24 protein-coding genes are annotated in these 25012 nt (G+C 64.8%); 8 read left to right on the top strand and 16 right to left on the bottom strand.

Translation table 11 applies throughout. The annotated features are described in order from the left end of the window. Nucleotides 1–72 precede the first annotated feature (72 nt). The 5 genes from ACFSUD_RS13370 to ACFSUD_RS13350 all read right to left on the bottom strand — a co-directional run bounded on the left by ACFSUD_RS13370 (nucleotide 73) and on the right by ACFSUD_RS13350 (nucleotide 5503). Complete coding sequence (locus tag ACFSUD_RS13370; protein ID WP_386375105.1) at nucleotides 73–813, bottom strand: Crp/Fnr family transcriptional regulator; 741 nt, start codon at nucleotides 811–813, stop codon at nucleotides 73–75. A 74-nt stretch (nucleotides 814–887) separates the two neighbouring features. Next, complete coding sequence (locus tag ACFSUD_RS13365; protein ID WP_386375104.1) at nucleotides 888–1667, bottom strand: sulfotransferase family protein; 780 nt, start codon at nucleotides 1665–1667, stop codon at nucleotides 888–890. A 160-nt stretch (nucleotides 1668–1827) separates the two neighbouring features. Beyond that, entirely contained in the window at nucleotides 1828–4017 is a 2190-nt protein-coding gene (locus tag ACFSUD_RS13360) for a xanthine dehydrogenase family protein molybdopterin-binding subunit (RefSeq protein WP_386375103.1), read from the bottom strand. After that, nucleotides 4014–5000 (bottom strand): FAD binding domain-containing protein, encoded by a 987-nt coding sequence (locus tag ACFSUD_RS13355; protein WP_386375102.1) that lies wholly within the window; start codon nucleotides 4998–5000, stop codon nucleotides 4014–4016. The genes ACFSUD_RS13360 and ACFSUD_RS13355 overlap by 4 nt, the downstream gene beginning before the upstream one ends. Further along, complete coding sequence (locus tag ACFSUD_RS13350; RefSeq protein WP_386375101.1) at nucleotides 4997–5503, bottom strand: 2Fe-2S iron-sulfur cluster-binding protein; 507 nt, start codon at nucleotides 5501–5503, stop codon at nucleotides 4997–4999. Before ACFSUD_RS13350 ends, ACFSUD_RS13355 begins: the two co-directional genes overlap by 4 nt. A gap of 512 nt (nucleotides 5504–6015) precedes the next feature. Here ACFSUD_RS13350 and ACFSUD_RS13345 point away from each other — a divergent pair. The 3 genes from ACFSUD_RS13345 (at nucleotide 6016) to ACFSUD_RS13335 (ending at nucleotide 7700) form a co-directional block, all read left to right on the top strand. Beyond that, nucleotides 6016–6459 carry an Hsp20/alpha crystallin family protein gene (locus ACFSUD_RS13345; RefSeq protein WP_386375100.1) on the top strand — a complete coding sequence of 148 codons (444 nt, stop codon included), beginning with the start codon at nucleotides 6016–6018 and terminating at the stop codon, nucleotides 6457–6459. Between the two features lie 42 nt (nucleotides 6460–6501). Next, a complete protein-coding gene (locus tag ACFSUD_RS13340) occupies nucleotides 6502–6903 on the top strand; it encodes an Hsp20/alpha crystallin family protein (protein ID WP_386375099.1) in 402 nt (133 codons plus the stop codon). A gap of 200 nt (nucleotides 6904–7103) precedes the next feature. Then, a complete protein-coding gene (locus ACFSUD_RS13335) occupies nucleotides 7104–7700 on the top strand; it encodes a nucleotide exchange factor GrpE (RefSeq protein ID WP_386375098.1) in 597 nt (198 codons plus the stop codon). A gap of 117 nt (nucleotides 7701–7817) precedes the next feature. On the opposite strand, the gene ACFSUD_RS13330 is transcribed toward ACFSUD_RS13335, so the two are convergent. The 7 genes from ACFSUD_RS13330 to bhcA form a co-directional block, all read right to left on the bottom strand. Continuing rightward, the gene (locus ACFSUD_RS13330; RefSeq protein ID WP_386375097.1) at nucleotides 7818–10094 is read right to left on the bottom strand and encodes an NADP-dependent malic enzyme; all 2277 of its coding nucleotides are present in this window, start codon (nucleotides 10092–10094) and stop codon (nucleotides 7818–7820) included. Beyond that, nucleotides 10091–11107, bottom strand: a complete 1017-nt coding sequence (locus ACFSUD_RS13325) for a type I glyceraldehyde-3-phosphate dehydrogenase (protein WP_386375096.1) — start codon at nucleotides 11105–11107, stop codon at nucleotides 10091–10093. Before ACFSUD_RS13325 ends, ACFSUD_RS13330 begins: the two co-directional genes overlap by 4 nt. A 10-nt stretch (nucleotides 11108–11117) precedes the next feature. After that, entirely contained in the window at nucleotides 11118–11600 is a 483-nt protein-coding gene (locus ACFSUD_RS13320; protein ID WP_386375095.1) for a peroxiredoxin, read from the bottom strand. Further along, nucleotides 11600–12565, bottom strand: a complete 966-nt coding sequence (bhcD, locus tag ACFSUD_RS13315; protein ID WP_386375094.1) for an iminosuccinate reductase BhcD — start codon at nucleotides 12563–12565, stop codon at nucleotides 11600–11602. The genes ACFSUD_RS13320 and bhcD overlap by 1 nt, the downstream gene beginning before the upstream one ends. Before the next feature lie 75 nt (nucleotides 12566–12640). Next, nucleotides 12641–13801, bottom strand: a complete 1161-nt coding sequence (bhcC, locus tag ACFSUD_RS13310; protein ID WP_386375093.1) for a 3-hydroxy-D-aspartate aldolase BhcC — start codon at nucleotides 13799–13801, stop codon at nucleotides 12641–12643. 12 nt (nucleotides 13802–13813) lie between these two features. Beyond that, nucleotides 13814–14797, bottom strand: a complete 984-nt coding sequence (gene bhcB, locus ACFSUD_RS13305) for a beta-hydroxyaspartate dehydratase BhcB (protein WP_386375122.1) — start codon at nucleotides 14795–14797, stop codon at nucleotides 13814–13816. After that, on the bottom strand, nucleotides 14797–15987 hold the full coding sequence (bhcA, locus tag ACFSUD_RS13300; RefSeq protein ID WP_386375092.1) for an L-aspartate--glyoxylate aminotransferase BhcA: 1191 nt from the start codon (nucleotides 15985–15987) through the stop codon (nucleotides 14797–14799). Before bhcA ends, bhcB begins: the two co-directional genes overlap by 1 nt. A gap of 170 nt (nucleotides 15988–16157) precedes the next feature. On the opposite strand from bhcA, the gene bhcR reads away from it, so the two are divergent. After that, a complete protein-coding gene (bhcR, locus tag ACFSUD_RS13295; RefSeq protein WP_386375091.1) occupies nucleotides 16158–17018 on the top strand; it encodes an HTH-type transcriptional regulator BhcR in 861 nt (286 codons plus the stop codon). 13 nt (nucleotides 17019–17031) lie between these two features. Here the strand turns inward: bhcR and ACFSUD_RS13290 are convergent, their stop codons facing one another. Together ACFSUD_RS13290 and ACFSUD_RS13285 are read right to left on the bottom strand one after the other, a co-directional pair. After that, nucleotides 17032–17850 carry a bifunctional allantoicase/(S)-ureidoglycine aminohydrolase gene (locus ACFSUD_RS13290; RefSeq protein WP_386375090.1) on the bottom strand — a complete coding sequence of 273 codons (819 nt, stop codon included), beginning with the start codon at nucleotides 17848–17850 and terminating at the stop codon, nucleotides 17032–17034. Nucleotides 17851–17992: 142 nt separating this feature from the next. After that, nucleotides 17993–18871, bottom strand: coding sequence for a LysR family transcriptional regulator (locus tag ACFSUD_RS13285; protein ID WP_386375089.1), 879 nt, complete (start codon nucleotides 18869–18871; stop codon nucleotides 17993–17995). A gap of 84 nt (nucleotides 18872–18955) precedes the next feature. On the opposite strand from ACFSUD_RS13285, the gene ACFSUD_RS13280 reads away from it, so the two are divergent. The 4 genes from ACFSUD_RS13280 to ACFSUD_RS13265 all read left to right on the top strand — a co-directional run bounded on the left by ACFSUD_RS13280 (nucleotide 18956) and on the right by ACFSUD_RS13265 (nucleotide 23077). Continuing rightward, on the top strand, nucleotides 18956–19753 hold the full coding sequence (locus ACFSUD_RS13280; protein WP_386375088.1) for a phytanoyl-CoA dioxygenase family protein: 798 nt from the start codon (nucleotides 18956–18958) through the stop codon (nucleotides 19751–19753). Nucleotides 19754–19857: 104 nt separating this feature from the next. Then, nucleotides 19858–20379: a superoxide dismutase family protein gene (locus ACFSUD_RS13275; protein ID WP_386375087.1), complete on the top strand. Its 522-nt coding sequence runs from the start codon at nucleotides 19858–19860 to the stop codon at nucleotides 20377–20379. A gap of 300 nt (nucleotides 20380–20679) precedes the next feature. Continuing rightward, a complete protein-coding gene (locus ACFSUD_RS13270; RefSeq protein WP_386375086.1) occupies nucleotides 20680–21300 on the top strand; it encodes a GNAT family N-acetyltransferase in 621 nt (206 codons plus the stop codon). Beyond that, the gene (locus tag ACFSUD_RS13265) at nucleotides 21293–23077 is read left to right on the top strand and encodes a tetratricopeptide repeat protein (protein WP_386375085.1); all 1785 of its coding nucleotides are present in this window, start codon (nucleotides 21293–21295) and stop codon (nucleotides 23075–23077) included. Before ACFSUD_RS13270 ends, ACFSUD_RS13265 begins: the two co-directional genes overlap by 8 nt. Before the next feature lie 15 nt (nucleotides 23078–23092). On the opposite strand, the gene ACFSUD_RS13260 is transcribed toward ACFSUD_RS13265, so the two are convergent. Both ACFSUD_RS13260 and ACFSUD_RS13255 read right to left on the bottom strand, forming a co-directional pair. Continuing rightward, nucleotides 23093–23641, bottom strand: a complete 549-nt coding sequence (locus ACFSUD_RS13260; protein ID WP_386375084.1) for a hypothetical protein — start codon at nucleotides 23639–23641, stop codon at nucleotides 23093–23095. Nucleotides 23642–23722: 81 nt separating this feature from the next. Beyond that, nucleotides 23723–24973 carry a hypothetical protein gene (locus ACFSUD_RS13255; protein WP_386375083.1) on the bottom strand — a complete coding sequence of 417 codons (1251 nt, stop codon included), beginning with the start codon at nucleotides 24971–24973 and terminating at the stop codon, nucleotides 23723–23725. Between the last annotated feature and the right edge of the window lie 39 nt (nucleotides 24974–25012).

Raw genomic sequence — 25012 nt, 5'->3', positions numbered from 1 at the left:
CTATGTTTCCCCAATAGCGTGTTGCCTCCGGGCGATCGCGGGCTAATCGCGTTCGAACGCCGCGACTGTCGCCTATTCGGCAACCTCATTGAGCGGAAACCACGAGGTATCGAGTGCCTGGTGCAGGTCGCGATAGCCCACCTGCCGCTCCATCCCCGTAACATCCAGAAGCCGGATCGTGCGCCGATCGACCTCGATCCGCCCCTGTTCCCGCAGCCTCTTGAACACCTTGTTGACATAGACAGGGGTCAGCCCGAGCAGATCCGCCAACTCCGGCTGGCTGAAGGGCAGCTCGAACCGCGCCGAGCGGTTGCCGCTGCCGTTTGCGAGCCGGTCGCGCATCAGCAGCAGGAAGTGGATCAACCGGGCGGTGCTGTCGAACCGCGACAGGGCGGCGATGCGCTCGCGCATGATGATCTGATCAAGGCTGCCCAACGCCATCAGCAGCGCGGCGAGGCGCGGCGCCTCGGCAAAGAGCCGTGGGATCAGGGTGCGGCGGAAGGTGCTGATCGCGCCGTCGGTCTGCATCTGCAGCATATGGTCCGCCTTGACCCGACCCAGCTCCGCCAGGCCGATGATTTCTCCGGGCAGGTAAATGCGCAGGATCGGCGCCCTGCCATTGATCACGCGACCGCGCACCACCGCCCAGCCGTAGCGAAGGATATGCAGCTCTTCCAGCGCGTCACCCTCGCGCAGCAGAACGGTTTTCGCAGCCACCTGCCGCTCGCCCTGCTCCATCAGCGCGGCAAAGGCACGCTCCTCGGGCGTCAGGTCGATGTTGCGCGCCAGTCTGGATACAAACGAACTTCTCATGCCACCTTTCTCCGGCATTGCGGACAGACCGTTATTGCCCTCCCTGCCCATCGCGATTGTCAAGAAGAGCGGATCTATCGATCAACGCTCTCCCGCACGGAACGGAGCACGTGACGACAGCAAAATTCTGCCGCCGGCGGCCCCGCTATTCCATCGTTTCCATATCCCAGCCGCGCCGCGACCTCGGGTAGCGCGGTCTCGGGAGGCCGCGTCAGGTATTGAGCGTTGCCATCCGTCACCCGGTCCAACCCCTGCCGCAGCGGGCCGGGGTGCAGATCCAGAAACGCCGCGATACGGTCCATCTCCCGTCGCGGCGCCGCGCAGAGATCCTCGTATCTTAGCACGAGCGCGCAATGCAGGTATCGCAAATCCTCGGCCATGATCCGATGCGCCGCCTGCCAATGCTGAAGAAGCGCCGCCTCGCCCTTCGCGTTCCACTTCACGGTTGCGCGGCTGACGGCGAGCGGATGGCGCACCACGAAGATGAAATGCGCCATCGGAAAAAGCTGTTGGTAGAGCCGGGAGCGCAGCAGGTTCACCGGCGATTTCTCCAGCCGCCAAGGGCGGCCTGTCTCGAACCAGAGCGCCCAGTCACGGTTCAGCCGCTCCGAGGTTTCGAGATTGTTGAAGCGGCTCGTCTCGGTCAGATGCTGCGTTGGATCATGGGCAAATTCTCCCGGCACGCCGTGCAGCGCGGTATGCGGGATCGCCCCCTGCAAAAAGACGCCCTCCTGTTCCGGCACGGGCGCATCGCAGATCGCGGCAACGTCGGGATGCTGCGCGATCAACGAGGCCAGCAGGCTGGTGCCCGACCGGTGCAACCCGGCGACGAAGACGTAATTTGGCTGACCCATGACGCGCGCCCAGTTCGATTTCTGCAAGGTTATCTAGCGCAAATGCGCGAAAGGGCACATCTCGATGCGCAGGGGTCCCGCCGCAGCCTCGCCGCCAAGGGGTCGGCCTCTCGCAACGAAAGGCCGAGCCGGTCCTCCTGTTTGATCGCGGGCCGACCGATCACATCCCGGCGATCACCTTGTCGAGCGTGGCGGGATAATCACGGACCCGAACACCGGTGGCATTATAGATCGCATTGACGATGGCGGCCCCCGCGCCGCAGATGCCGAGCTCGCCAATGCCCTTTGCCTGCAGCGGATTGGCCCAGTCGTCGCGCTCCTCGAGCAATTCGACGGTGATCTGCGGCACATCGGCATTCACCGGAACATGGTATTCGGCGAGATTGTGGTTCACCACATGCCCGTGCCGGGGATCGAATGCCAGCTCTTCCGTCAGGGCCATGCCGATGCCGAAGATCATCCCGCCCAGACATTGCGACCGCGCTGTCTTGGCATTGAGGATACGCCCGGCGGCAAAGCTGCCATGCATCCGCCGCACCCGGGTCTCGCCGCTGGCGGCATGAACCGCGACCTCGGCGAAATAGGCGCCGAAGGTGGCCTGCCGCACCGCCTTGGACGTATCGCCCGGCGTTACCTGCCCCTCCTTGACGATCTCGTCCCCGTCGAGGATCTCCGCAAGCGGGCGGGTCTGGTTCGCAAAGGTGGCCTGCCCGTCCTTGAGCGTCAGATCGGTTTCCGCGACGCCGAGCCGTTCGGCGATCATGGTGCGGATCGCCTGACAGGCGACATAGACCGACGTGCCGCTGGATGCGGCACCCCAGGAACCGCCGGAGCCCGAGGCCGGGGGCAGATCGGTATCCCCGAGCCGCACCTCCACCCGCTCGATCGGCAGGCCCAGCATTTCCCCGGCAATCTGCCCGAGAATGGCATAGGTCCCGGTCCCGATATCGGTCATGTCGGTCTCGACCTGAACCGATCCGTCGGGCGCCAGCCGCACCCTCGCTTGGGATTCCATCAGGATATTCACCCGCGCCGCCGAGGCCATGCCATACCCGATCAGCCATTCGCCCTCGCTCCGCGTCCTTGTCTCGGGCCGGTCAACCCAGCCGAAAGCCTCGGCCCCGCTGTCCAATGCCTCGCGGAAACGGCGGGAGGAAAACTCTTTGCCGGAGACCGGGTCCTTCTCGGGGATGTTGCGCCGCCGCAGCTCGACCGGGTCCATGCCGATCTTCGCGGCGAGCTCGTCCATCGCGCTCTCCAGCACCGTCACCCCGACAGCCTCCCCGGGCGCGCGGACCGATCCGGCGCAGAGCCGATGCACCCGTGCAAGATCCATCGAGGAATGGCGATGGGCGCCGCTGTAGAGGAAATGCGTGGCCTGCAGAACCGGCTCGGCGAAGGTCTCGCTCGGCAGGTTAGAGACCCGCGCTTCATGGCCTACTCCGGTGAGCCTGCCCTCCGCATCGGCAGCGAGGCGGACACGCTGTAGCGTCTCGGAGCGCCGCATCGTCGCCTCGAAGACCTGCGGCCGCATCAGCGCCACGGAGACCGGCCGCCCGGTTTCCCGCGCGGCCAATGCCGCCGCGACCGATTCCGGCGCCAGCCCCAGTTTCGAACCGAATCCGCCACCCACATAGGGCGAGAGAATGCGCACCCTGTCGGGATGAATGCCAAGCGCATCCGCAAGCTCGTTGCGATTGTATTTGAGCATCTGGTAGCTGGCCCGCAGGGTGAGCTGCTCGCCTTCCCAGGAGGCGATGGCGGCATGCGGCTCCATCGGCGCGCTGGAATGGGAGGGCGTGGTATAGGTCACGTCGATCGCGTGTTCGGCCTCCGCCATCGCGCGGTCGAGATCGCCCTGAGCGACCGTCTGATCCTCCTGCGGCTCGAGCGCCGCATCGGCGGGATCGACCGCGACCTTCTCTGCGTCCTCCAGCGTCACTTCCAGCCGCTGTGCCGCATGGCGCGCCTGTTCGAATTGCTGCGCCACGACAACCGCGATCAGCTGCCCGAGATAGGCGGCCTCCTGCGGACCCTGCACCGGCGCCTCGTTGGCCGTGCCCTGCGCCGGATTGCGCAGCAGCCGCGGATCATCAATCACCGCCAGCACCCCGGGCATCGCCGCCACCTCGGCCCGGTTGGCGAGTACGACCCGACCGCTGTTGCCCGGCACCCGCACCATCACGCCATGAACCATGCCATCGACCTGCCATTCGTTGGCATAGGTCGCCCTGCCGGTCACCTTCAGCGGCCCCTCCGGCCGGTCAAGCGGGGCGCCGACAAGCCCCTGCGCCATGTCGTCCAGCCGCCGCTCCGTCGCGGGGGCATCTATCTTCAGATGTTCGGTCATGACACGTCATCCTTCGTCAGTTCATCCAGCACCGAGACCAGGGTCCGGCGCGCCAGGGGGATCTTGAAATCATTCGCGCCATGGCCCTGCGCCGGGGCGAGCAAGATGTCCGCCGCCTTCTCGAAAAGCGCGGCAGACGGCCGCTCGCCGATCAGCGCCGCCTCGACATCCGGGTCCCGCCAGGGTTTCGGAGCGAGCCCGCCGAAAGCCAGATCCGCGCGGGCGATCCGCCCCTGATCCAGCGCGACGATCCCCGCGACGGAGACCAGCGCGAAGGCATAGGAGGCCCGGTCGCGCACCTTGCGATAGCTCTGCCGCCCGGCCACCGGCGGCGGCAGGCGCACTGCGGTGATCAGATCCCCCGGCGCCAGCACGGTCTCGCGGTCCGGGCGATCCCCCGGCAGCAGATAGAGATCATCGAGCGGCAAGCTACGGTCCTCGCCGGAGGCAGAGCGGATCTCGACCTCGGCCCCGAGCGCCAGCATCGCCACGGCCATGTCGCTCGGATGGGTGGCAATGCAATGTTCGGAAGTTCCCAGGATCGCCAAGATCCGGTTGAACCCGTCGCGCGCCGCGCAGCCGCTGCCCGGTTCGCGCTTGTTGCAGGCCATCGCACGATCATAGAAATAGAGGCACCGCGTGCGCTGCAGCAGGTTGCCCCCCGTCGTCGCCTTGTTGCGCAACTGTCCGCTGGCCCCGGCCAGAAGCGCCCGGCTCAGCACCGGCCAGTCGCGCCGGATCCGCGCATCATTGGCCAGATCGCTGTTGCTCACCAGCGCCCCGATCCGCAGCCCGCCTTCTCCGGTCTCCTCGATATCGTTCAAGTCAAGCCGGGTGATATCGATCAGACTCTCCGGGGCCATCACCTCGAGCTTCATCAGGTCGATCAGGTTGGTGCCCCCGGCGATGAACGTCGCCCCCTGCGCCGCCTGACGCGTGGCCTCTTCGGCAGTGGCCGCGCGGGAAAAATCGAAAGGACTCATGTCCGCTCCCCCGCTGCCTTGCGGATCGCCGCCACGATATTGGGATAGGCCGAGCAGCGACAGAGATTGCCGCTCATCCGCTCCGCGATTTCCTCCGTGCTTAACGTCGGGTCCGCTTGCAGATCATCGGTCACGTGGCTCGGCCAGCCCTCGGCAATCTCGTTGAGCATTGCCGTTGCCGAACAGATCTGTCCCGGCGTGCAATAGCCGCATTGGTAGCCGTCTTCGGCGACAAAGCTCTTTTGCAGATCGCTGAGATTCCCCGGCGCGCCCAGCCCTTCGATCGTCGTGACCTCGTCGCCCTCGTGCATGCAGAGCAGCGACAGGCAGGCGTTGATGCGACGGCCATTCACCAGCACCGTGCAGGCCCCGCATTGCCCGTGATCGCAGCCCTTCTTGGTGCCGGTCAGGCTGAGGTGATGGCGCAGGGCGTCGAGCAGCGTGGTGCGCGGGTCAAGGTCGAGTGTCTGGCGATCGTTGTTGACGGTGAGGTTTGTTTCCACGGTATCATTCTCCGGCCAGTAGAGACCGGCGGCGGATGGATCCTGCCCGGTCCTGATCCTTTCAAGGTAGAATGGCCGGGCCCGGGGGCAAGCCTGACCGGTCGATAGCAACCGTTCTTCGCCTGGCGAACCGGCAAAAGGCGAGCAGCGACCATCAGGCCGAGAACGGCAGGGAAACCAGTCAAGTCACTGTTATCGTGAAGTTAAAAACCTTGACACCAATCCTTGACAGAACCCTGAGCGCTTCCCACATCGATCTCGGGGGTGCCGAGGGCGGGTCCCCAAATGTGGTGGAACCGGGTGGTTGGCTCATTCAGCGATCGCCCCTTGAGTTGCCATTCCGGCGGGCGCATCAGCCAAGCGCGCCGGTAGTGCACACGCCCCAGCCTGCGACCTGCCTCCCCGACATCTCCGCAAGAACATCGCCTGCCGCTTGCGTCTTCATGGCCCGTTTTCACCATAGGCGCAGGAGGGTCAGGGCCACATCGACCTTTGGAAAGGAGGAAAGAGAAATGTTGCACACACCCTTCGCATCCCATGCCGCGTCGGATCCCTTTTCCGAAATGCGGCAGGTGCAGAACGAGATGAACCGTCTTTTCGACGGGCTGGGCACCGCACGCCGTGCGACCGTCTTCCCGCCGGTGAATTTCTGGGCCGGACAGGACAGTGTCGTGATGACGGCGGAACTGCCCGGCCTGTCCGAGGACGACATCGAACTGACGGTCAAGGACACGATGATCTCGATCAGAGGCTCCTATTCCGAACAGGACGAGGACGGCGAGCGTACCTGGTATCGGCGCGAACGCCCGACAGGCGCGTTCTCGCGTTCGATCGAACTGCCGTTCCGCATCGATTCAGACCGGATCGAGGCGCGTTTCCGCAATGGCGTGCTGACCATCGAGATGCAGCGCCCGGAGGACGACAAGCCCCGGCGCATCGAGATCAAGGCATCCTGACAGGCAATCGCAACCCAACATCTGCCAGGAAAGGAGGATTTCATGGCACAGGAACTGACACCCCAAGGCAGCCGAGAGATGAAAGATTCCGGTCGCGCCAACGGCTCGGACGGCATGAGCTTCAGCCCCGCGGTCGATATCTTCGAGAAAGGCGGCACCACGGTCATCCTCGCGGACATGCCCGGCGTCGCGGCCGAGGATATCGACGTGACGCTCGAACGTCAGGTGCTGACCCTCACGGGACGGGTGAAGCCCCATACGCCGGAGGGCTATCGGCGGCTGTCCTCGGAATATCGCGAGGGCGATTACACGCGGGTCTTCACCCTCTCCGACGAGGTCGATCAGAAGAAGATCAAGGCCGATTTCAAGAACGGCGTTCTGCGCCTCGAACTGCCCCGCGCCAGCGAAGCCAAGCCGAAGAAGATCTCGGTGAAGGCAGCATAGGCAACGGCAGAACTGACCGGAGAGGGATTGGCCGGGCTTCCCCCGGCCATCTTTCTGCCCGGAGCGGGGCTGCAGCCGGGACGGCCGTTTCGTGGTATCCTTGCAACAGGACATCGAAGCGGCCCCGCGGCGCGTCACCGTCCGGGCGCCTCGGCGCGCAGCGCGGTCGCAGGGGCGGCATTCCTGGAATGGAGGTCAGAATGGAAAACGGCGACGAGAAGATCACAGAGCAATCTCCCTCTCCCGAAACGTCCCATAGGGCACCGAATCGGAGCCCAGTCGCTGTCGGGAACGAAGTGTCGGAGGCGGAGAAGGGCGCGGCGGCGAGGGAGCGGATCGACAATCTGACGGATCAGCTCAAACGGGCGCTTGCCGAGACCGAGAACGCCCGCAAACGCGCCAATGCCGCCCGGGCCGAAGGGCGCGAGCAAGGGGTTGCGGTCGCCATCGCGGCGCTCATCCCCGCCTTCGATGCGCTGGCACTCGGCATCGAGACCGCGCGCACCGATCCCGGCTGCGGGGATCCACGGATCGCGCAGCATCTCGAAGGGCTGCGCCACATCCGCGATGTCTTCGAAACCGGGCTGAAGGCGCTCGGCGTGCGGATCATCGCGCCCAAGGATACCCCTTTCGATCCGGCCCTGCACGAGGCGCTGCAGATGCAGGAAACGGCGGAGACCGCGCCGGGGCAGATCCTGATCCTGCACCGGCCGGGATTTGCCCTCAACCAGCGATTGATCCGCCCCGCCCATGTCACCGTCAGCGCCAGCCCTGCCGCTGAACCGGAAGCGGGATGACGCGATGAGCGGGAGGCACCCGTCGCACCCTGCCTTTCTAAGGCGGAAACCCGGCGCCATGCGGGCACCGGGTCGGGGATGAGGGTCGGGAATTGTCTTTGACGCGGACGCGCCGGTTCAGCCGTAGCTGGAGACCGGCGTTCCCGCGAGCGCGGCGATGTTGAGCAACCCGCGCACAGTGACGCCCGGCGTCACGATATGAGCGCGGTTGCCCATGCCCATCAGGATCGGCCCGACCTCGAGCCCGTCTGATACGGTCTTGAGCAGATTGCGCGCCGCACCTGCCGCGTCGTTGTTGGTATAGATCAGGACATTGGCCTTGCCGTTCAGCCGGTTGTTCGGCATCAGCCGGGCGCGCAGCTCGGGATCGAGCGCCGCATCGGTATGCATCTCGCCCTCGTATTCGAAATCGCACGCCTGCGCGTCGAGGATCGCCAGCGCCTCGCGCGCCACCCGCCCCGAACGGCTATCGAGATTGCCGAACTGCGACCCCGAGCAAAGCGCCAGTTTCGGCGCGATGCCGAACCGCCCGACATGGCGCGCCGCACCGATCATGATATTGGCCAGCTCGGCGCCGGTCGGCTCGATATGCACATGGGTATCGGCGATGAACAGCGGCCCCTTGTCGAGGATCAGCAGCGACAGCGCCCCCACCGGATGCAGCCCGTTGGTGGCAAGGATCTGTTCGATATAGTTCAGATGCCAGAGATATTGCCCGAGCGTGCCGCAGATCATGCTGTCGGCCTCGCCGCGATGCACCATGGTGGCGGCAATCGCGGTGGTATTGGTGCGCAGGATTGCCTTGGCGAGATCCGGCGTGACGCCCTTGCGCGCCATCAGCTCGTGATAGCTCCCCCAATATTCGCGGTAGCGCTCGTCGCTCTCGGGATTGACCTGTTCGAAATCGACGCCCGGGCGGATCGACAGCCCCTCGCGTTCGATCCGCGCCTCGATCACCTCGGGTCGGCCGACCAGAATGGCCCGCTCGCTGAGCTCCTCGCGCATCGCCTGCACCGCGCGCAGCACCTTGGGCTCCTCGCCCTCGGCAAAGACCACGCGGCGGTTCTCCATCCGCGATGCCTCGAACACCGGGCGCATGATCAGCGCCGAGCGATAGACCTGGCTCTGCAGCGACTTGCGATAGGTATCGAGATCGACGTTGCGGGTGGCGACGCCGCTCTCCATCGCGGCCTTGGCCACGGCCACGGCAATCGTCGGCAGCAACCGCGGATCGAAAGGTTTCGGGATCAGGTATTCCGGGCCGAAGGCCAGCCGCTCGCCCTGATAGGCGGCACCGAGCTCGGCGCTGGCGGTCTCGCGGGCCAGCCCGGCAATGGCCTCGACACAGGCGACTTTCATCTCGTCGTTGATCTGCGTCGCGCCGACATCCAGCGCCCCGCGGAAGATAAACGGGAAGCAGAGCACGTTGTTGACCTGATTGGGATAATCCGACCGGCCGGTGGCGATCAGCGCATCGGGCGACGCCTCGCGCGCCAGTTCCGGCATGATCTCCGGCGTCGGGTTGGCCAGCGCGAAGATGATCGGATGATCGGCCATCTTCCTGACCATCTCCTGGGTCAGCAGGCCCGGGCCGGAGACGCCAAGGAACAGATCCGCCCCGGCCATCGCCTCCATCGTGCTGCGCATCTCGGTGCTGCGGGCAAATTCGGCCTTCTCCGGGGTCAGGTCATTGCGCTGCGTATGCACCACGCCCTTGGAATCGAGCATGGTGATGTTCTCCTTCCGGGCCCCCATCACCATCATCATCTTGAGACAGGCAATCCCCGCCGCCCCGGCGCCTAGCGCGACGATCTTGATGTCGCCAAAATCCTTGCCCGCGACGCGCAGCGCATTGCTGGCAGCAGCCGCGGCGACGATCGCCGTGCCGTGCTGGTCGTCATGAAACACCGGAATGCCCATGCGCTCGCGACAGATCCGCTCGACGGTAAAGCAATCGGGCGCCTTGATGTCCTCAAGATTGATCGCCCCGAAGGTCGGATCGAGCTTGCAGACCAGCTCCGCCAGCTTCTCCGGATCGGTCTCGTTCACCTCGATGTCAAAGCAATCGACCCCGGCGAATTTCTTGAACAGGACCGCCTTGCCCTCCATCACCGGCTTGGAGGCCTGCGCCCCGATATCGCCGAGCCCCAGCACCGCGGTACCGTTGGAGATCACCGCCACGAGATTGCCCTTGGCGGTATAGCGCGCGGCATCCTGCGGGTTCTTTTCGATCTCCAGACACGCCTCCGCGACGCCGGGCGAATAGGCGCGGCTGAGATCGCCCCCCGTGGCCATCGGCTTGGTCGCGCGGATCTCCAGCTTGCCGGGCCTCGGGAATTCGTGATAATCCAGCGCCGCCTGCCGGTCGGTTGCGGCTTTCGTCTCTTCGGTCATTCGTCTTGCTCCCTGCGTCGATCCGCGCCCATGCGCAGCGCGACGTCGATCATTCGGTTGGAAAAGCCCCATTCATTGTCGTACCAGCCGAACAGCCGGGTGAAATCGGGACCGTGAATTGTTTCGGGCGCCGCCAGGATCAGCGATTCCGGCCGGGCACGCAGATCGGTCGAGACCAGCGGCTTCCCGGTCCAGCCGAGACAGGGGCTCTCGCCCACGGCGCGCTGCAGCCGCTCGGCGAAATCGTCGGGCCGGTTTTCGAGCCCCACGATCAGATCCACCGCCGAAACGCTGGCCACCGGCACCCGCACCGCGCTGCCGGTGATCCGCCCGCCGAGCTGGGGCAGCACCTGTTCGATCAGCCGCGTGGCGCTGGTCGTGGTCGGCACGATCGACAGCGCCGCCGCCCGGCTGCGGGCCATGTCCTCGCCGCGCGGCTTGTCGATGGTCGGCTGGCTGCCGGTATAGCAATGGATCGTGGTCATATGGGCACTGATCACGCCGAATTCGTCATCCAGCAGCCGCAGCAGCGGCGCCAGCGCATTGGTGGTGCAGGACGCGTTGGAGACGACCTTCTGATCGGCCAGCCGGTCCTCGTTGGCGCCCAGCACCAGCGTCAGATCCGCCGCCGCCGAGGGCCCGGAGATCAACACCCGGCGCGCGCCGGCGCGCAAACCGGCCTCGGCCACCTCGCGCGTATCGGCCGTGCCGGTACATTCCAGCACCACATCGACATCGGACAGGTCGAGACCCTCCAGCGAGGGCTGGCTGCGATAGCGGATCGCGTTGCCATTGACGATCAGCGCCGCTCCGTCGGTCGCAACCTCACCGTTGAACGGCCCGTAGACGGAATCGAACTCGAAGAGATAGGCGCTCATCTCCAGCGTCGCGATGTCGTTGATCAACACCACCTCGATCCCGGCATCGGCGCGCGCGGTCTGCAACAGGCGCAGCACGCTGCGCCCGATGCGTCCAAAGCCATTGATGACGATGCGAAGTGGTGTTTGAGTCATGTCAGCCCCGTTAATTTCCTGTCAGAAGATCCAGTACATCCTGCGCGTTCTCGCCCGCCCTCCCGGCAGGGTCGATCACATCGGTGATCCTGCCATTGCGCAGGATCAATGTCAGGTGCCGTGGCGACATGATGCCGCTTCCGTCCGGGTCGAAAATGCCAAACGCCCGCGCCAACAGCGCGCCGCCATCCGACAACAGGTGAAACGGCAGCGCGAGCCGCTCGCGCGCGACGCGCTGCGCGGCGGGGGACTGCGCGGAAACGCCGATCACACGATCCACTCCGAGGTGACGCAGGGCAGCATGGAGATCCCTGAACCCGCTGGCCTGCGCGGCCCCTGCCGCCGGATCGGGGGGATAGCAATAGAGCACGTTGGTGCCGTCGAGCCGCGCGAGATCGACCTGCCTGCCATCGGAGGCGGCGAGACGCAGTGCGGGCAGGGCCTGCCCGACCAGAGCCTCGGCCGCGGATGTCCGGGCAAGCAACGCCGACATCAGAATTCAACCTCCAGCGCGACGCCCTTCTCAACCGCCAGATCGACCACCGAGGAGGCGACCGCAAGATCCTGCAGCCCGACGCCGGTGCCGTCGAACAGCGTGATCTCCACATCAGAACCGCGCCCCGGATGATCGCCGTTGATCACCGCGCCGAGCTCGGTGATGTCTGCCTCCTGGATGGTCCGGTCAGCGATGGCGTGCTGACATTCGCCGATGCTGATCGATTGCGCGCGCTCGTCGGTGAAGACATTGGCCGCCCCGACCAGCGCGTTGTCGACCTCCTGCTTGCCCTTGGTATCGGTGCCCATGCAGGCGATATGCGTGCCGGGCCGTACCTGCGCCGCGCGCAGGATCGGATCGAAGCTCGAGGTGATGGTCACGATCACATCGCTCTGCGCGCCGAGCTCATCGAGCGTCACGCTCTCGAAGGGCAGCCCCAGCTCGGCAGCGACATCGCGCAGCCCGTCGAGCTTTTCGGGCGACCGGTTCCAGGCGACGATCTTCTCGAAGCCGCGCTGCTCGGCCACCGCGCGCAGCTGATAGCTCGCCTGATGCCCGGCCCCGATGATGCCGAGCACTTTCGCATCCTGCCGCGCCAGATGCGCGACCGACACCGCCGCCGCGGCGGCCGTGCGCAGCGCGGTCAGCAGGTTGCCCCCGACGATGGCGCGGCATTTGCCGGTATCGGCATCGAACAGGAAGATCGTCGATTGGTGATTGGTAATGCCCTTGGCGGCATTGCCCGGCCAATAACCGCCGGATTTCAGCCCGAGGTTCAGCGCCGCCCGGTCAAAGCCGGACTTGAACCCGTAAAGCGCATCGGCATGGCCGATCGCCTCGCGGATCACCGGAAAATTATAGGCGCTGCCCGACGCCATCGAGGCAAAGACCTTCTCGACGGCCTCAAAGGCGGCACTGCGGGTCATCAGCGCGGCAATCTCTTTTTCTGGAACGATAATCATCTTAGATACCTCGGGTAAGTTCTGCAAAAGGGGCCGGAACTCCCGGCCCCCCGATCTCATGTCGCAAGGCCGGGTTCAATAGGCCTTGCCACGGGCCGACACCGGCCAGAGCGTCTCGACCTTGCCGTTTCGCACGCCCACGTACCAATCATGCACGTTGCAGGTCGGGTCGCAGTGGCCGGGCACGAGGCGCAGCTTGTCGTTGACCTTGAGCACACCCTCGGGGTCGACCACCACGCCATGCTCGTCCGAGCATTTGACATATTCGACATCGTCCCGCCCGAAGATGAACGGCAACCCGCTGTCCACCGACTGCGCCTTCAACCCGGCATCGACAATCGCCTTGTCGGGTTTGGCATGGCTCATCACCGAGGTCAGGATGAACAGCGCGTTTTCCCACTCGCCCTGGTCGATCCGCTTGCCGTCCTTGTCATGGATGCGCCCGTAATCGGCGTCCATGAAGGCATAGGAGCCGCATTGCAGCTCGTTATAGACGCCCGAATTGCTCTCGAAATAATAGCTCCCGGTGCCGCCGCCGGAGACGAATTCGGGCTTGAGCCCGATCTCGGGCAGCGCATCGACCGCCTCCCTGACCTGAGCGATGGCCGCGTCGAGCTTGGTCTTGCGGTCCGCGTAGCTGTCCATGTGCTGCATCGCGCCCTGATAGGCTTGAATGCCCGAGAAATGCAGCCCCTCCGCCGCATCGATTGCCTTGGAGATCTCGACCACGGCCTCGGTGCTGGTCACGCCGCAACGCCCGGCTCCGCAGTCGATCTCGATGAAGCAATGCAGCTCGGTGCCATGCTTCCGGGCCGCGTCCGACAGCTCGGCGACATTGGCGATGTCGTCGATACAGACGGTGATCTTGGCGCCGAGCTTGGGCAGCCGCGCCAACCGGTCGATCTTGGCCGCCTCGCGCACCTGATTGGAGACCAGCACATCCTTGATGCCGCCGCGTACGAAGACCTCGGCCTCGCTGACCTTCTGACAGCAGACGCCGACGGCCCCGCCCAGCTTTTCCTGCAACTTCTGCACATCCACCGATTTATGCATCTTGCCGTGGCTGCGATGGCGCATGCCATGGGCCTTGGCGTAATCGCCCATCTTCCTGATGTTGCGCTCCAGCGCGTCCAGATCGAGGATCAGACAGGGCGTCTGGATATCGGCCTCATCCATCCCCGGCACCGCCGGTGCGTCAAAGCCGACGTCGAGCTCGTCGTAGTTGATATCTTTCATGTCAGTCATTCCTCAGCTCTGCATCCAGGGCAGCTTTGCCAGATCGACATTGCCGCCGGTGACGATGACACCCACGCGTTTGCCCGCGAAGGTGTCGGGATTCTTCAGGATCGTGGCCAGTGGCACTGCCGAGCTCGGCTCCATCACGATCTTCATGCGCTGCCAGATCAGTTTCATCGCGTCGATGATCTCCTGCTCGGTCGCGGTCAGCACGTCGCTCACGTGGCCCTTGACGAAATGCCAGGTCAGATCCTTCAGCGGCACCTTGAGCCCGTCGGCCACGGTCTCGGGCGCATCATCGGCAATGATATGCCCGGCCCGGAAACTGCGCGCCGCATCGTCGGCCTGTTCCGGCTCGGCGGCGATGATCTTCACCTCCGGCGCCAGGTTCGACAGGGTCAGACAGGTGCCCGAGATCATCCCGCCGCCGCCGATCGGCGCGACGACAAAATCCGGATTGCCGCCGAAATCCGCCATCTGTTGGAGCAGCTCGCGCGCGCAGGTCCCCTGCCCCGCGATGACCCGCGGATCGTTGTAGGGATGGACGAAGTCGGCGCCGGTCTCCGCGTGGACCTTGGCAAAGACCTCTTCGCGCGAAGAGGTCGAGGGCTCGCATTCGGTGATGATCCCGCCATAGCCGCGCACCGCGTCCTTCTTGGCCTGCGGCGCCGTGCGCGGCATCACCACATGGCAGGGGATACCGCGCCGCCCCGCCGCATAGGACAGCGACAGCGCGTGGTTGCCGGAGGAATGCGTCGCCACCCCGCGTGCGGCCTGCGTCTCGGACAGGCCGAACACCGCATTGGACGCCCCGCGCACCTTGAACGCCCCGGCCTTCTGGAAGTTCTCGCATTTGAAGAACATCTCGCACCCCGCAAGCTCGTCGAGATAGCTCGAGGTCAAGACCGGGGTGCGGTGGATATGGGGCCGGATGCGCTCATGCGCCGCCTTCATGTCGTCGAATGTAGGAACATACATCTCCGAGTGATCCTTCATCATGCCGCCGCCTTGTTGGCCTTGTTGGCACCGTGCCGGTAATATTCCTGCGCCGCCGCAACGCCCGAGCCGAGCTTCACGTCGAGCCCGAGATCGACCATCACCATCTCCGCCACGCCGAGCCCCGACAGCATCATCGCATCGGTCAGCGACCCGAGATGCCCGATGCGGAACACCTTCCCCGCGACCTCTCCGAGGCCGACGCCGAAGGCCATGCCGTATTCATCCGCGGCGCGGGTGACGATATCGGTGGCATTGAACCCTTCGGGCGTGCGGATCGCGGAAACGCTGTCCGAATAGACCTCAGGCGACACCGCGCAGAGCTCCAGCCCCCAGGCTTTCACCGCATGGCGCACGCCGGTGGCAATCCGGGTATGGCGGGCAAAGACATTCTCCAGCCCCTCGTCGAGCAAGGTTTCAAGCGACAGTTTCAGCCCGTTCATCAGGCCCACCGGCGGCGTGTAAGGGAAGGCGTTGTTGGCATAGCCCTTGGCCATGTCATGCACATCAAAGAAGGTGCGCGGCAGCCCGGCGCTCTCGGTCGCCTGCATGGCCTTTTCGCTGAAACCGACGATCGCCAGACCGGCGGGCAGCATGAAGCCCTTCTGTGAACCGGTCACCGCAACATCGACGCCCCACTCGTCAAAGCGGAAGTCCATCGAGCCGATCGAACTGACCCCATCGACGAACAGCAGCGCCGGATGCTTCGCCGCATCGAGCGCGCGGCGCACCGCGGCGATGTCGGATTTCACCCCGGTGGCGGTCTCGTTATGGGTCGCCAGCACGACCTTGATCTTGTGGTCCCTGTCGCCCCTGAGGATCTCTTCGTATCTGTCCGCAGCAATCCCCTCGCCCCAAGGCGTCTCGATCACCTGCACGTCCAACCCGTGGCGCTGGCACATGTCGATCCAGCGATGGCTGAACATGCCATTGCGCGCCGCCAGCACCCCGTCGCCGGGCGACAATGTGTTGCTGAGCGCGGTTTCCCAGCCGCCGGTGCCGGTGGCGGGGAAGATGAAGATATGCGCGCTCTCCGATTTCAGCACCTTGCGTACACCCTCAAGGCAGGGATGCAGGATCGACCCGAAGATCGGCGAGCGATGGTCGATCGTGGGCATGTAGCAGGCCTGACGGATCGCCTCGGGCATGTTGGTCGGGCCGGGAATGAAGACCGGGTTCTGAAAGCTCATGGTTCCCTCCATCGGAAAGTTTCACCAACAGCCTAGCCCCCGCCCGATGCCCGATCAATTTTTTTGAAATCCCATTTCATTTCCTGTTAATTTAGGTAATTCCTTTATTGTCAAAGGCTTGCGTTTTTCATATCATGAATTTGTATTTCACGTATAATAGGCAAGACTTTATGGCTTTACCGAACAATCCCGGAAACGGCGACCGCAAACGCGGCCGCCCGCGCGCCTTCGCCGAAAAGACCGAACAGAACACCATCAAGGCGCTGGATCGGGCGCTGGTGGTGCTGAGCGAGCTGGCGCGGGTGGAAAGCGCCTCCCTCAGCGAGCTGGCCCAGAGCCTCGGGGAATCCCCGGCGACCGTTTACCGGGTGCTGACCACCTTCGCGCTGCACGGCATGGTCGAGAGCGACGAACGCGCACAGACCTGGCAGATCGGCCCCGACGCCTTCCTCATCGGCTCGGTCTTCCTGCGCCGCACCAGCCTTGTGGACCGCAGCCGCCCGATCCTGCGGCAATTGATGGAAGACAGCGGCGAGACCGCCAACCTCGGCGTCGAGAAGGACGGCTCGGTGCTGTTCCTCTCGCAGGTCGAGACCTCTGCCCCGATCCGCGCCTTCTTTCCGCCCGGCACGCTGTCGCCGCTGCATGCGTCGGGCATCGGCAAGGTGCTGCTCGCCTATGCTGGCGAAGCCTACGTAAACAGGTTTACGGCCAAAGGTCTGCAAGTCTTCACCCCGCATACCCGCGCCGACCCCGACGCGTTGGCCGATGATCTCGCGGAGGTGCGCCGGCGCGGCTATGCGATCGACGATCAGGAGCGCAACATGGGCATGCGCTGCATCGCTGCCCCGATCCGCAATCCGCATGGCGAGGTGGTGGCCGGGATTTCCGTTTCCGGCCCGACCAGCCGGGTCTCCCCCGATCAGGTGCGCGAACTGGCGGATATGGTGATCAAGGCCGGCCACGCGGTCTCCGCCGCCATCGGTGCCCCCGCCGCCTTCGGGACGCCATACGAAACGGCGGCCGATTAGCCGCCGTCCTGCCTCAGAGCGTCATGTGCCGGTTCACGTCCTTGTAGAGCAGATAGCGGAACGGCCCCGGCCCCCCGGCATAGCAGGCCTGCGGGCAGAACGCGCGCAGCCACATGAAATCCCCGGCCTCGACCTCGACCCAATCCTGGTTGAGCCGGTAAACCGCCTTGCCCTCCAGCACATAGAGCCCGTGTTCCATCACATGGGTCTCGCAGAACGGGATCACCCCGCCCGGCTGCAGCGTGACGATGGTGACATGCATGTCGTGGCGCACGTCGTTGGGGTCAACGAAGCGGGTGGTTGCCCAGGCGCCGTTGGTATCGGGCATCACCGAGGGTTCGATCTCGCGCTCGTTGAGCACCAGCGGCTCCGGCCGGTCGAGCCCGGCCACCGCCTGATAGCGTTTGCGCACCCAGTGGAACCGCGTCACCGCGCCGCTGTCATTGCGCAGGGACCAGTCGGCCCCGGCAGGGATATAGGCATAGCTGCCTTCGCGCATCTCGTGGCTCTGCCCCTCGATGGTCAGCGAAAACCCGCCCTCGACCACGAAGAGCACGCCCTGCGCCTCTGGCTCGAGCTCCGGCTTGTCGCTGCCGCCGCCGGGTTGCACCTCCATGATATATTGCGAAAAAGTCTCGGCAAAGCCGCTCAAGGGCCGCGCCAGCACCCAGAGCCGCGTGCCTTCCCAGAACGGCAGGAAGGAGGTGACGATGTCGCGCATCGTGCCCTTGGGGATGACCGCATAGGCATCGGTAAAGACCGCCCGATCCGACAGCAGGTCGGTTTGCGGCGGGTGGCCGCCCTTGGGCGCGTAATAGGTAGAATTGCTCATCATAGGCTCCTTGAAACTGCTGGGGCAAAGATCGCCGCAAAGCGGGGCTGCGCCAAGGCTTGGAATGGCTAAAGCAATCTTCGCAAATTTTTGAAAGACGGCAGCGATTTTCCAAGATTCTCAACAGCCAGAACGCCGCGCGTCATGCCAGCTTCTGCAGAAGCGTCTTGATCTCGTCGAAGGCGTCATGCGGCGGGGACAGGCAGGACCAGATCAGCGATATCTCCGCCAGCGCTTCCTTGTCGGCGATCGGGATGGTGACCAGCGGTCGCTTGTCATAGCTCACCCCGGAAGGCGGCACCGAATAGCTGATCCCCACCCCGGCCCCCTGCGCACAGAGCGAGCGCATCATCTCCAGCGAAGCGGTGCGATGGGCGATGTCCATGCGCAACCCGAGGCGGCGGAAGAGCGTCATCATATGGCGCAGCGACTGATCCTCGGAAAACAGCACCAGCGGCTGCCCCTCCAGATCGGCAATGCGCAGCGCCCGGCGATAGGCCAACGGGTGGTTCTGGCTCAGGAACGCCACCGGCGCGACCTGCTTCAGTGCCAGCCGGTCGAACTCCGGCCCGAAGCCAAGGTCATAGCTCAGCGCGATATCCGCCCGCCCCGTCGCCAGATCCGCCGCCAACGTCTCGAACCGCCCCTCGCGGATGCTGAACGGGACATTCGGCAACGCCGCCGTGAGCGCGGAGAGCGCGGGGGCGAGATACCAGGGCGCGATATCCTCGAAACAGGCCAGCACGAAGGGCGCCTCCCCGGCGCGCCCCTGTTCGAGCTCCGCCGCCATGTCGAGCAGCGCCCGCGCCCCCGCCACGAAGCGATGCCCGAAGGGCGTGAGCCGCAGCGCCGCGCCCTTGCCACGCAGGAAGATCCGCTGCCCGAGCCGCTGCTCGACACGGCTGATCGCCACTGACAGCGAGGGTTGCGACACCGCCAGTCGGCTGGCCGCCTCGGTCAGGCTGCCGGTGTGGGCGACGGCGGTCACATATTCATATTGGCGCAGGGTAACGTATAGCATTAGACTATTCATACCCGCAGCAAACATTATTTGAAGCTAATAATGACGCAGGCTAGCCTGATCCGCGAAACAAAGGAGAGCCAGATGACCCACCCGCTTCTCACCGACGAACAGATCGAGACCTTCCAGCGCGAGGGCGTCGTGCTGGTGAAGGGTCTGTTCAAGGACCATGTCGAAACCCTCCGCGCCGGGATCGAGCGCAACATGAACGAGCCCGGCCCCTATGCCGCCGAGAACCTCAAGGAAGGCGAAGGCGGGCGGTTCTTCGACGATTACTGCAACTGGACGCGCATCCCCGAATTCGAGGAGGTGATCCGCGACTCCCCCGCCGCCGAGGTCGCTGCCGACCTGATGGGCTCGGAGAAGGTGCAGATGTTTCACGATCACGTGCTGGTCAAGGAACCCGGCACGTCCAAGCCCACGCCCTGGCATCAGGACGGCCCCTATTACTTCGTCGATGGCGTCCAGAACGTCAGCTTCTGGTCGCCGCTCGACCCGGTTACCGAGGCCAGCCTGCGCTGCGTCGCGGGGAGCCATGCCTGGGAAAAACCGGTGCTGCCGACCCGCTGGCTGTCGGAGACTAACTTCTATCCCGACGAGGATAAATACATGCCGGTGCCTGACCCCGACGCCGAGGGCATGGATATCCGTGAGTGGCAGATGGAGCCGGGCGACGCGGTGGCGTTCAACTACGGCACCCTGCACGGGGCGCGCGGCAATACCCGCAATTCCCGCCGCCGGGCCTTCTCGCTGCGCCTGCTCGGCGATGACGCGCGCTATGTCGAGCGTCCCGGCCCGACCTCGCCGCCCTTCCCGGGCCATGACATGAAACCCGGCCAGCGCCTGCGCGAGGACTGGTTTCCGGTGATCTACCAGCGCTGAGCGAAACCGCGCCGTCCGCCCTCGCCGGGCGGCGCTCCTGGGCGCGCCCCGGAACCTTCGCCGTCACCATCGGTTCTGCCCTTGACCCCAACAGGAGAATGATGATGACGCCCTTCGCCAAGATCCTCTGCACCGCCCTGCCCCTTACCCTCGCCCTGCCCGCCTTCGCCCAGGAGTTGCAACCGAGCGCCAGTGCCCTGGTGAGCGGTCACGACGGTGCGATAGCTGGGAGTGCGACGCTCAATGAAACCCCATCCGGCGAGATGCTGTTGAAGCTCGACATCACCGGGGTGCCGGAAGGGACCCATGGCGTGCATCTGCACGAGACCGGCGACTGCACCGCTCCCGACTTCGAATCCGCGGGCGGTCATATCGCCGGGGATCGCGAGCACGGCGTGCTGAGCCAGAACGGCCCGCATCCCGGCGATCTGCCCAATGTGCATGTCGGCGCCGACGGGGTGCTGGAGGCCGATGTGATCCTCGCCGGGATCGACATCGACGGGATGATCTTCGACGACGACGGTGCCGCTTTTATGATCCATGAAAAGGCCGATGATTACGCCACGCAGCCGGGCGGGGATGCCGGATCGCGGATCGCCTGCGGCGTGTTCCAGAAACCCGAGTAAGCCTCCGAACCGGCCATGATGCCCCATAGCGGCAGGGCGCCCCCCGACGCCCTGCCGCTTTGCGCGCACGGCTTTCGCATAAACATTGGAAAATTTCCCCGGTAGCGTCTATAATCGGGGGTCCGCAGGGGCCGAACGCTTGTCGCCAAAGCGTGGTCACACGGACGGCCGGGGCATCGTCGCTCTGCCGGGGCTGAGTAACCCGTATCTTGTTGCGTTACCGAGGAATGACCGGATCTCGACATCCGGCGCATCGCTTTCCGGCAATGCGAGGCAAGCAGACGAAAGCAGGATCGGGACATGTCCACGAAAACCTCAAGCCCCTTCACCTGGCGCCCGCTGGGGCTCGAGGATATTTCGAAGATTGCCGATTGGTTCTGGGATTTCGAGGATGTCGCACTCTTTGACCGCGGCCTGCCGGTGCCGGTCAATATCGACGCGATGCGCGAGAGCTGGCGCTCCTCGCTCGATCATGCCCAGACACCGCGCGCCTTTTGGTTCATCGCCGAGGATGCCAACGAGACCCCCGCCGGGATCGCCGGGCTGGAGGCGGTGAACTACATCCACGGCGATGCGATCGTCCCGGCCTTCGTCGCCGAACCCTTCCGCAAGAAAGGGCTGGCGACGGCCATGTCCGTGGCACTGATCGAACTCGCCTTCCAGCAATTGCGCCTGCACCGTCTGACCACCTATTACCGCGACGGCAATACCGCCACGCTCAACGCCCTGCAAACCATCGGCTTCACCGAGGAGGGCCGGTTCCGCGAGGGCTGGTTCGTGGGCGGGACGCGGCGCGATGTGGTGATCGTCGGACTCCTCGCCAGCGAATGGGCCGGGCGGCGCGACCGGGTGCTCGCCAAGCTGCCCGAAACCTGCCGCGCAATCTGTTGTCTACAAGGTGGAAACGCCGCCCGTGCATAGTGCCATCAGTCATCAACCGCCCGAGCATCAGCACAAGCGCCGCCTCGTCGCGCTGGTCTTCGCTGATGTGGTGAGCTTCAGCTCGCTGATGGGCATGGACGAAATCGGCACCACCATCGCGGTCGATGAGCGTCTGGCGATGTTCCGCCGCGAGATCGGCAAATATTCCGGCGAGTTCCGCAGCTCGGCCGGGGACAATGCCTTCATGATCTTCGAATCCGGCGTCGATGCGGTGAGCTTCGCGGTGGACATGCAAAAGGCGCTGGCCCGGCTGAACGAGGACCTGCCCGAGGACCGACAGATCCGCTTCCGCTTCGGTGTCAACATCGGCGAGATCCTGGTGCGCGGCGACGAGATCACCGGCGACAGCATCAACATCGCCTCGCGCATCGAAGCCTTCGCCAATCCCGGTCAGGTCTGCATCTCCGGCGCGGTCTATGACCATGTCAGCAACAAGCTCGGCTATGGTTATGAATATCTCGGCGGGCAGCGGTTCAAGAATATCAACCGCGCGATCGACGTCTTTCAGGTCCACGAGAACCCCACCAGCGCCGCGATGACCCCGGGGCTGCGCCGCGACCGGGTGCCGGCGCTGGATTTCCAGGATGTCTCCAACCATTCCATCGTGGTGCTGCCCTTCGGGTTCCAGGGCAGCGATCAGAACGACCAATGGTTCGCCGACGGGCTGACCGAGGATGTCACCACCAGCCTGTCGCGCTTTCACCAGTTTTTCGTGATCGCCCGCGGCTCGGCCTATCTCTATCGCGATCCAGGCCGCTCCCCCTCCGAGGCGGCACGCGAGCTCGGTGTGCGCTATGCCGTCGGCGGCACGGTGCGCAAGGCCGGGTCGCGGATCAGGATCACCATCCAGCTGCTCGACGCGCTGCAGGACCGCACCATCTGGGGCGAGCAATACAACCGCGATATCGAGGATCTCTTCGATCTGCAGGACGAGATCACCCAGATCATCGTCTCCGCCACAGCGACCCAGATCGAGGCCACCGAATGCGAGCGCATCCGCCTGCTGCCGCCGACCAATCTCAAGGCATATGGGTTTGTGCTGCAGGGGCATCGCCACATCAACCGCTATACCCAGACCGACGTGCGCGAGGCCCGCACGCTCTATGATGCGGCGCTGTCCTGTGATGCGAGCTATGCCCGCGCCCTCGCCGCCAAGTCGCGCACCTTCAACCTCGACTGGCGCTACGACTGGGCCGAAAATGCCGATACGGCGCTCGACGAGGCGCTTGCCCTGGCGCTGCGCGCCATCGACCTCGACCCGTCCGATGCGCGGGGCTATGGCGAGCTCGGCTACGCCCATCTCTATCGCAAGGAGCATGACGCCGCGATCCGCGCCTATGAGCGCGCCCGCAAGCTCAACCCCAATGACGCCGACCTGATGTCGGACATGGCCGATGCGCTGGCCCATTCCGGCCGCTCCGAAGAGGCGATCGAGCTGCTTCAGAAGGCGATGCGGCTCAACCCCTTCTATCCCGATCAATATATCTGGCACCTCGGCGGCGCCTATTTCAATCTCAAGCGCTATGAAGAGGCGATCAAATGCATTCAGGAGATGCAGAACCCGACCGAGGGGCGGCGCATCCTGGCGGCGAGCTATGGGCATCTTGGGCGGCTCGAGGAGGCCCGCCGCGAGGCCGCGCGGGTGCGGGCCGCGCATCCGAATTTCTCGCTCGATCGCTGGGGCGCGGTGCAGCCGGACCGCAACCCCGAGGATGTCACCCATTTCGTCGAGGGGCTGAAACGCGCGGGGCTGTGAGCCCGGACCTGTCGCTCAATCGCTGGCGTCGCGCGCGCCGCTGACCCGTGCCCCGGAGACGCGCGCCCCCGATACCCGCGCGCCGCTGACCCTTGCCCCGCTGACGCGCGCCCCGGAAACCCGTGCTCCGGAAACCGCGGCTCCCTCGCCGCCGGGATCGAGCAGCAGATGTTCGAACTTGCCGCTGTCCACATCGAGCCGCACGGTGTCATCGCTGCGCCGGACCCGCCAGGCCTTGAGCTGTGCGAAAAACTCCTTGTTGCGCGGGTTCGGCCCCGGCACGTCGGCCTTGTCGGCGGCGATCCCGGCGCCCTTCAGCAGGAACAGAACCGGCGTCGGCACCTCGTAATAAATACCGTCGAAGCTGAACCCGTAGGCCCGCACGAACTGGCGATCCGGCGCATGCGCGCTGCTGCCCGCCTCACCCGCCGTGCCGTCGCCGGTATCTCCGGCATCTGCCGCTGTGCCGGTGGTCGTGGTGCCGGTGGCACCTTTCACGCTCAAATCTTCGACAACACGTCCAAAAATTACAATCTCTGAAGAGGTATCAAGTTTCTCACTCATGGCCTCAATCCTTTGGTGATTGAAATGGACTGCTCCTCAAATCTATTATCGCGCGAGCATAGCAAAATTGCCGCGAGCCGTCTACGGAACCAGGGTGCGGACCGAATTGGCATGGCTCTTTTCGTCGAGCGGGCGCAGCTGCGGACCGACCAGCACGAAGCCGATATCGCGCAGATCGAAATTGCCGCGGATCAACCGCGCATAGCGCCCGCCGCTGTGGCGCCGGTCCACCGCCAGGAAGACCTCGGCAATCTCCGCGTAGGTAATGTCGCTGCCGCTGAGCGCGATCCAGCTGTCCGCGAGATAGGTGCCCAGAATGTCCCGCGCGTCGATCAGCGCCCGCCGGAACAGATCCGGATTGGCGGCGTAGGCTTCGGCAAAGAGCTCCTGCATGACCGGCGCATATTGCTGCGTGGCCAGCAGCCTGTCGGACAATTCCTCCACCTCGGGGGTGATCGCCCCGTAATCGAGCAGCATCTCGTGGAACAGATCGACCAGGATATCGAAAAAGGCCCCGGTGAGCGGCTCCGCCAGATGGTGCTCCTTCTCCCAGCCCTGCACGAATTCACAAAGGCGGCGGTCATTGGCGGCAAGGCGGATCTGTTTGTTCTCGGACAATTCCGCGATCCGGTTGGCCGCGTTCAGCATATAGAGATTGCCCTGCGTCTGCGCGAGCAGCAGGTCGAGCAGCGAATTGAAATGCAGCGAGGAGACCAGCGCCACGAGATCGGCCGCGCTCTCGTGAAATCCGAAATATTCTCCGGTGACATTGGCCGGGTCCGGCACCCCGACCTCGGAATAGATGATCGCATGGCCGACCTCATGGGCGATCACGTCGAAATTCAGGCTGAACGGGGTGAAGACCCCTTCCTGCCAATCGCCACCCATCTCCAGGAAACCGAAACCCGAATAGGCGTTCTCGAGGCTCGGCAGGATGGTCAGTTCCATCCGCTCATAGGTGCCGTCGCTCTGCCAAGGGATCTCGCGGCCGAAATAGCCCTCCCAGATGTCCATCACGAAACGCACCGCGCCGAAGAGATGCGCGGTCTCGAATTGCGGCGTGCCGGGGGTGAGATGGTCGAAATGCCCCTCCCCGTCCGGTTCCGCCGGGTCCTCGATGGCGCCGGTCCAAGCTGGTGTGAGCAGCGCGGAGCCGTCGGGCGCAATGCCATAGGGCGCGCTCTTGCCGATCGGGAAAATCGCATACATCCGCGCATCGGCGGGGCCGGGCATCAGGCTGCCGGGGGGCGAGGAGACCATGACCACTTCCGGCTCCGCGAAATCGCGCAGGAACCCCGGCTGCGGAAAGAGTTTGAACCTCGTGCCTTCCATTCGCCCTCCTCCATCCTCGCCGGGCCAGTCTAGCATCTT

This window comes from Sulfitobacter aestuarii (assembly GCF_042685005.1).
Lineage (GTDB): Bacteria > Pseudomonadota > Alphaproteobacteria > Rhodobacterales > Rhodobacteraceae > Sulfitobacter > Sulfitobacter aestuarii.
The sequence above is the reverse complement of the archived record's forward strand: the minus strand, read 5'-3'. Positions and strand labels throughout refer to the sequence as shown.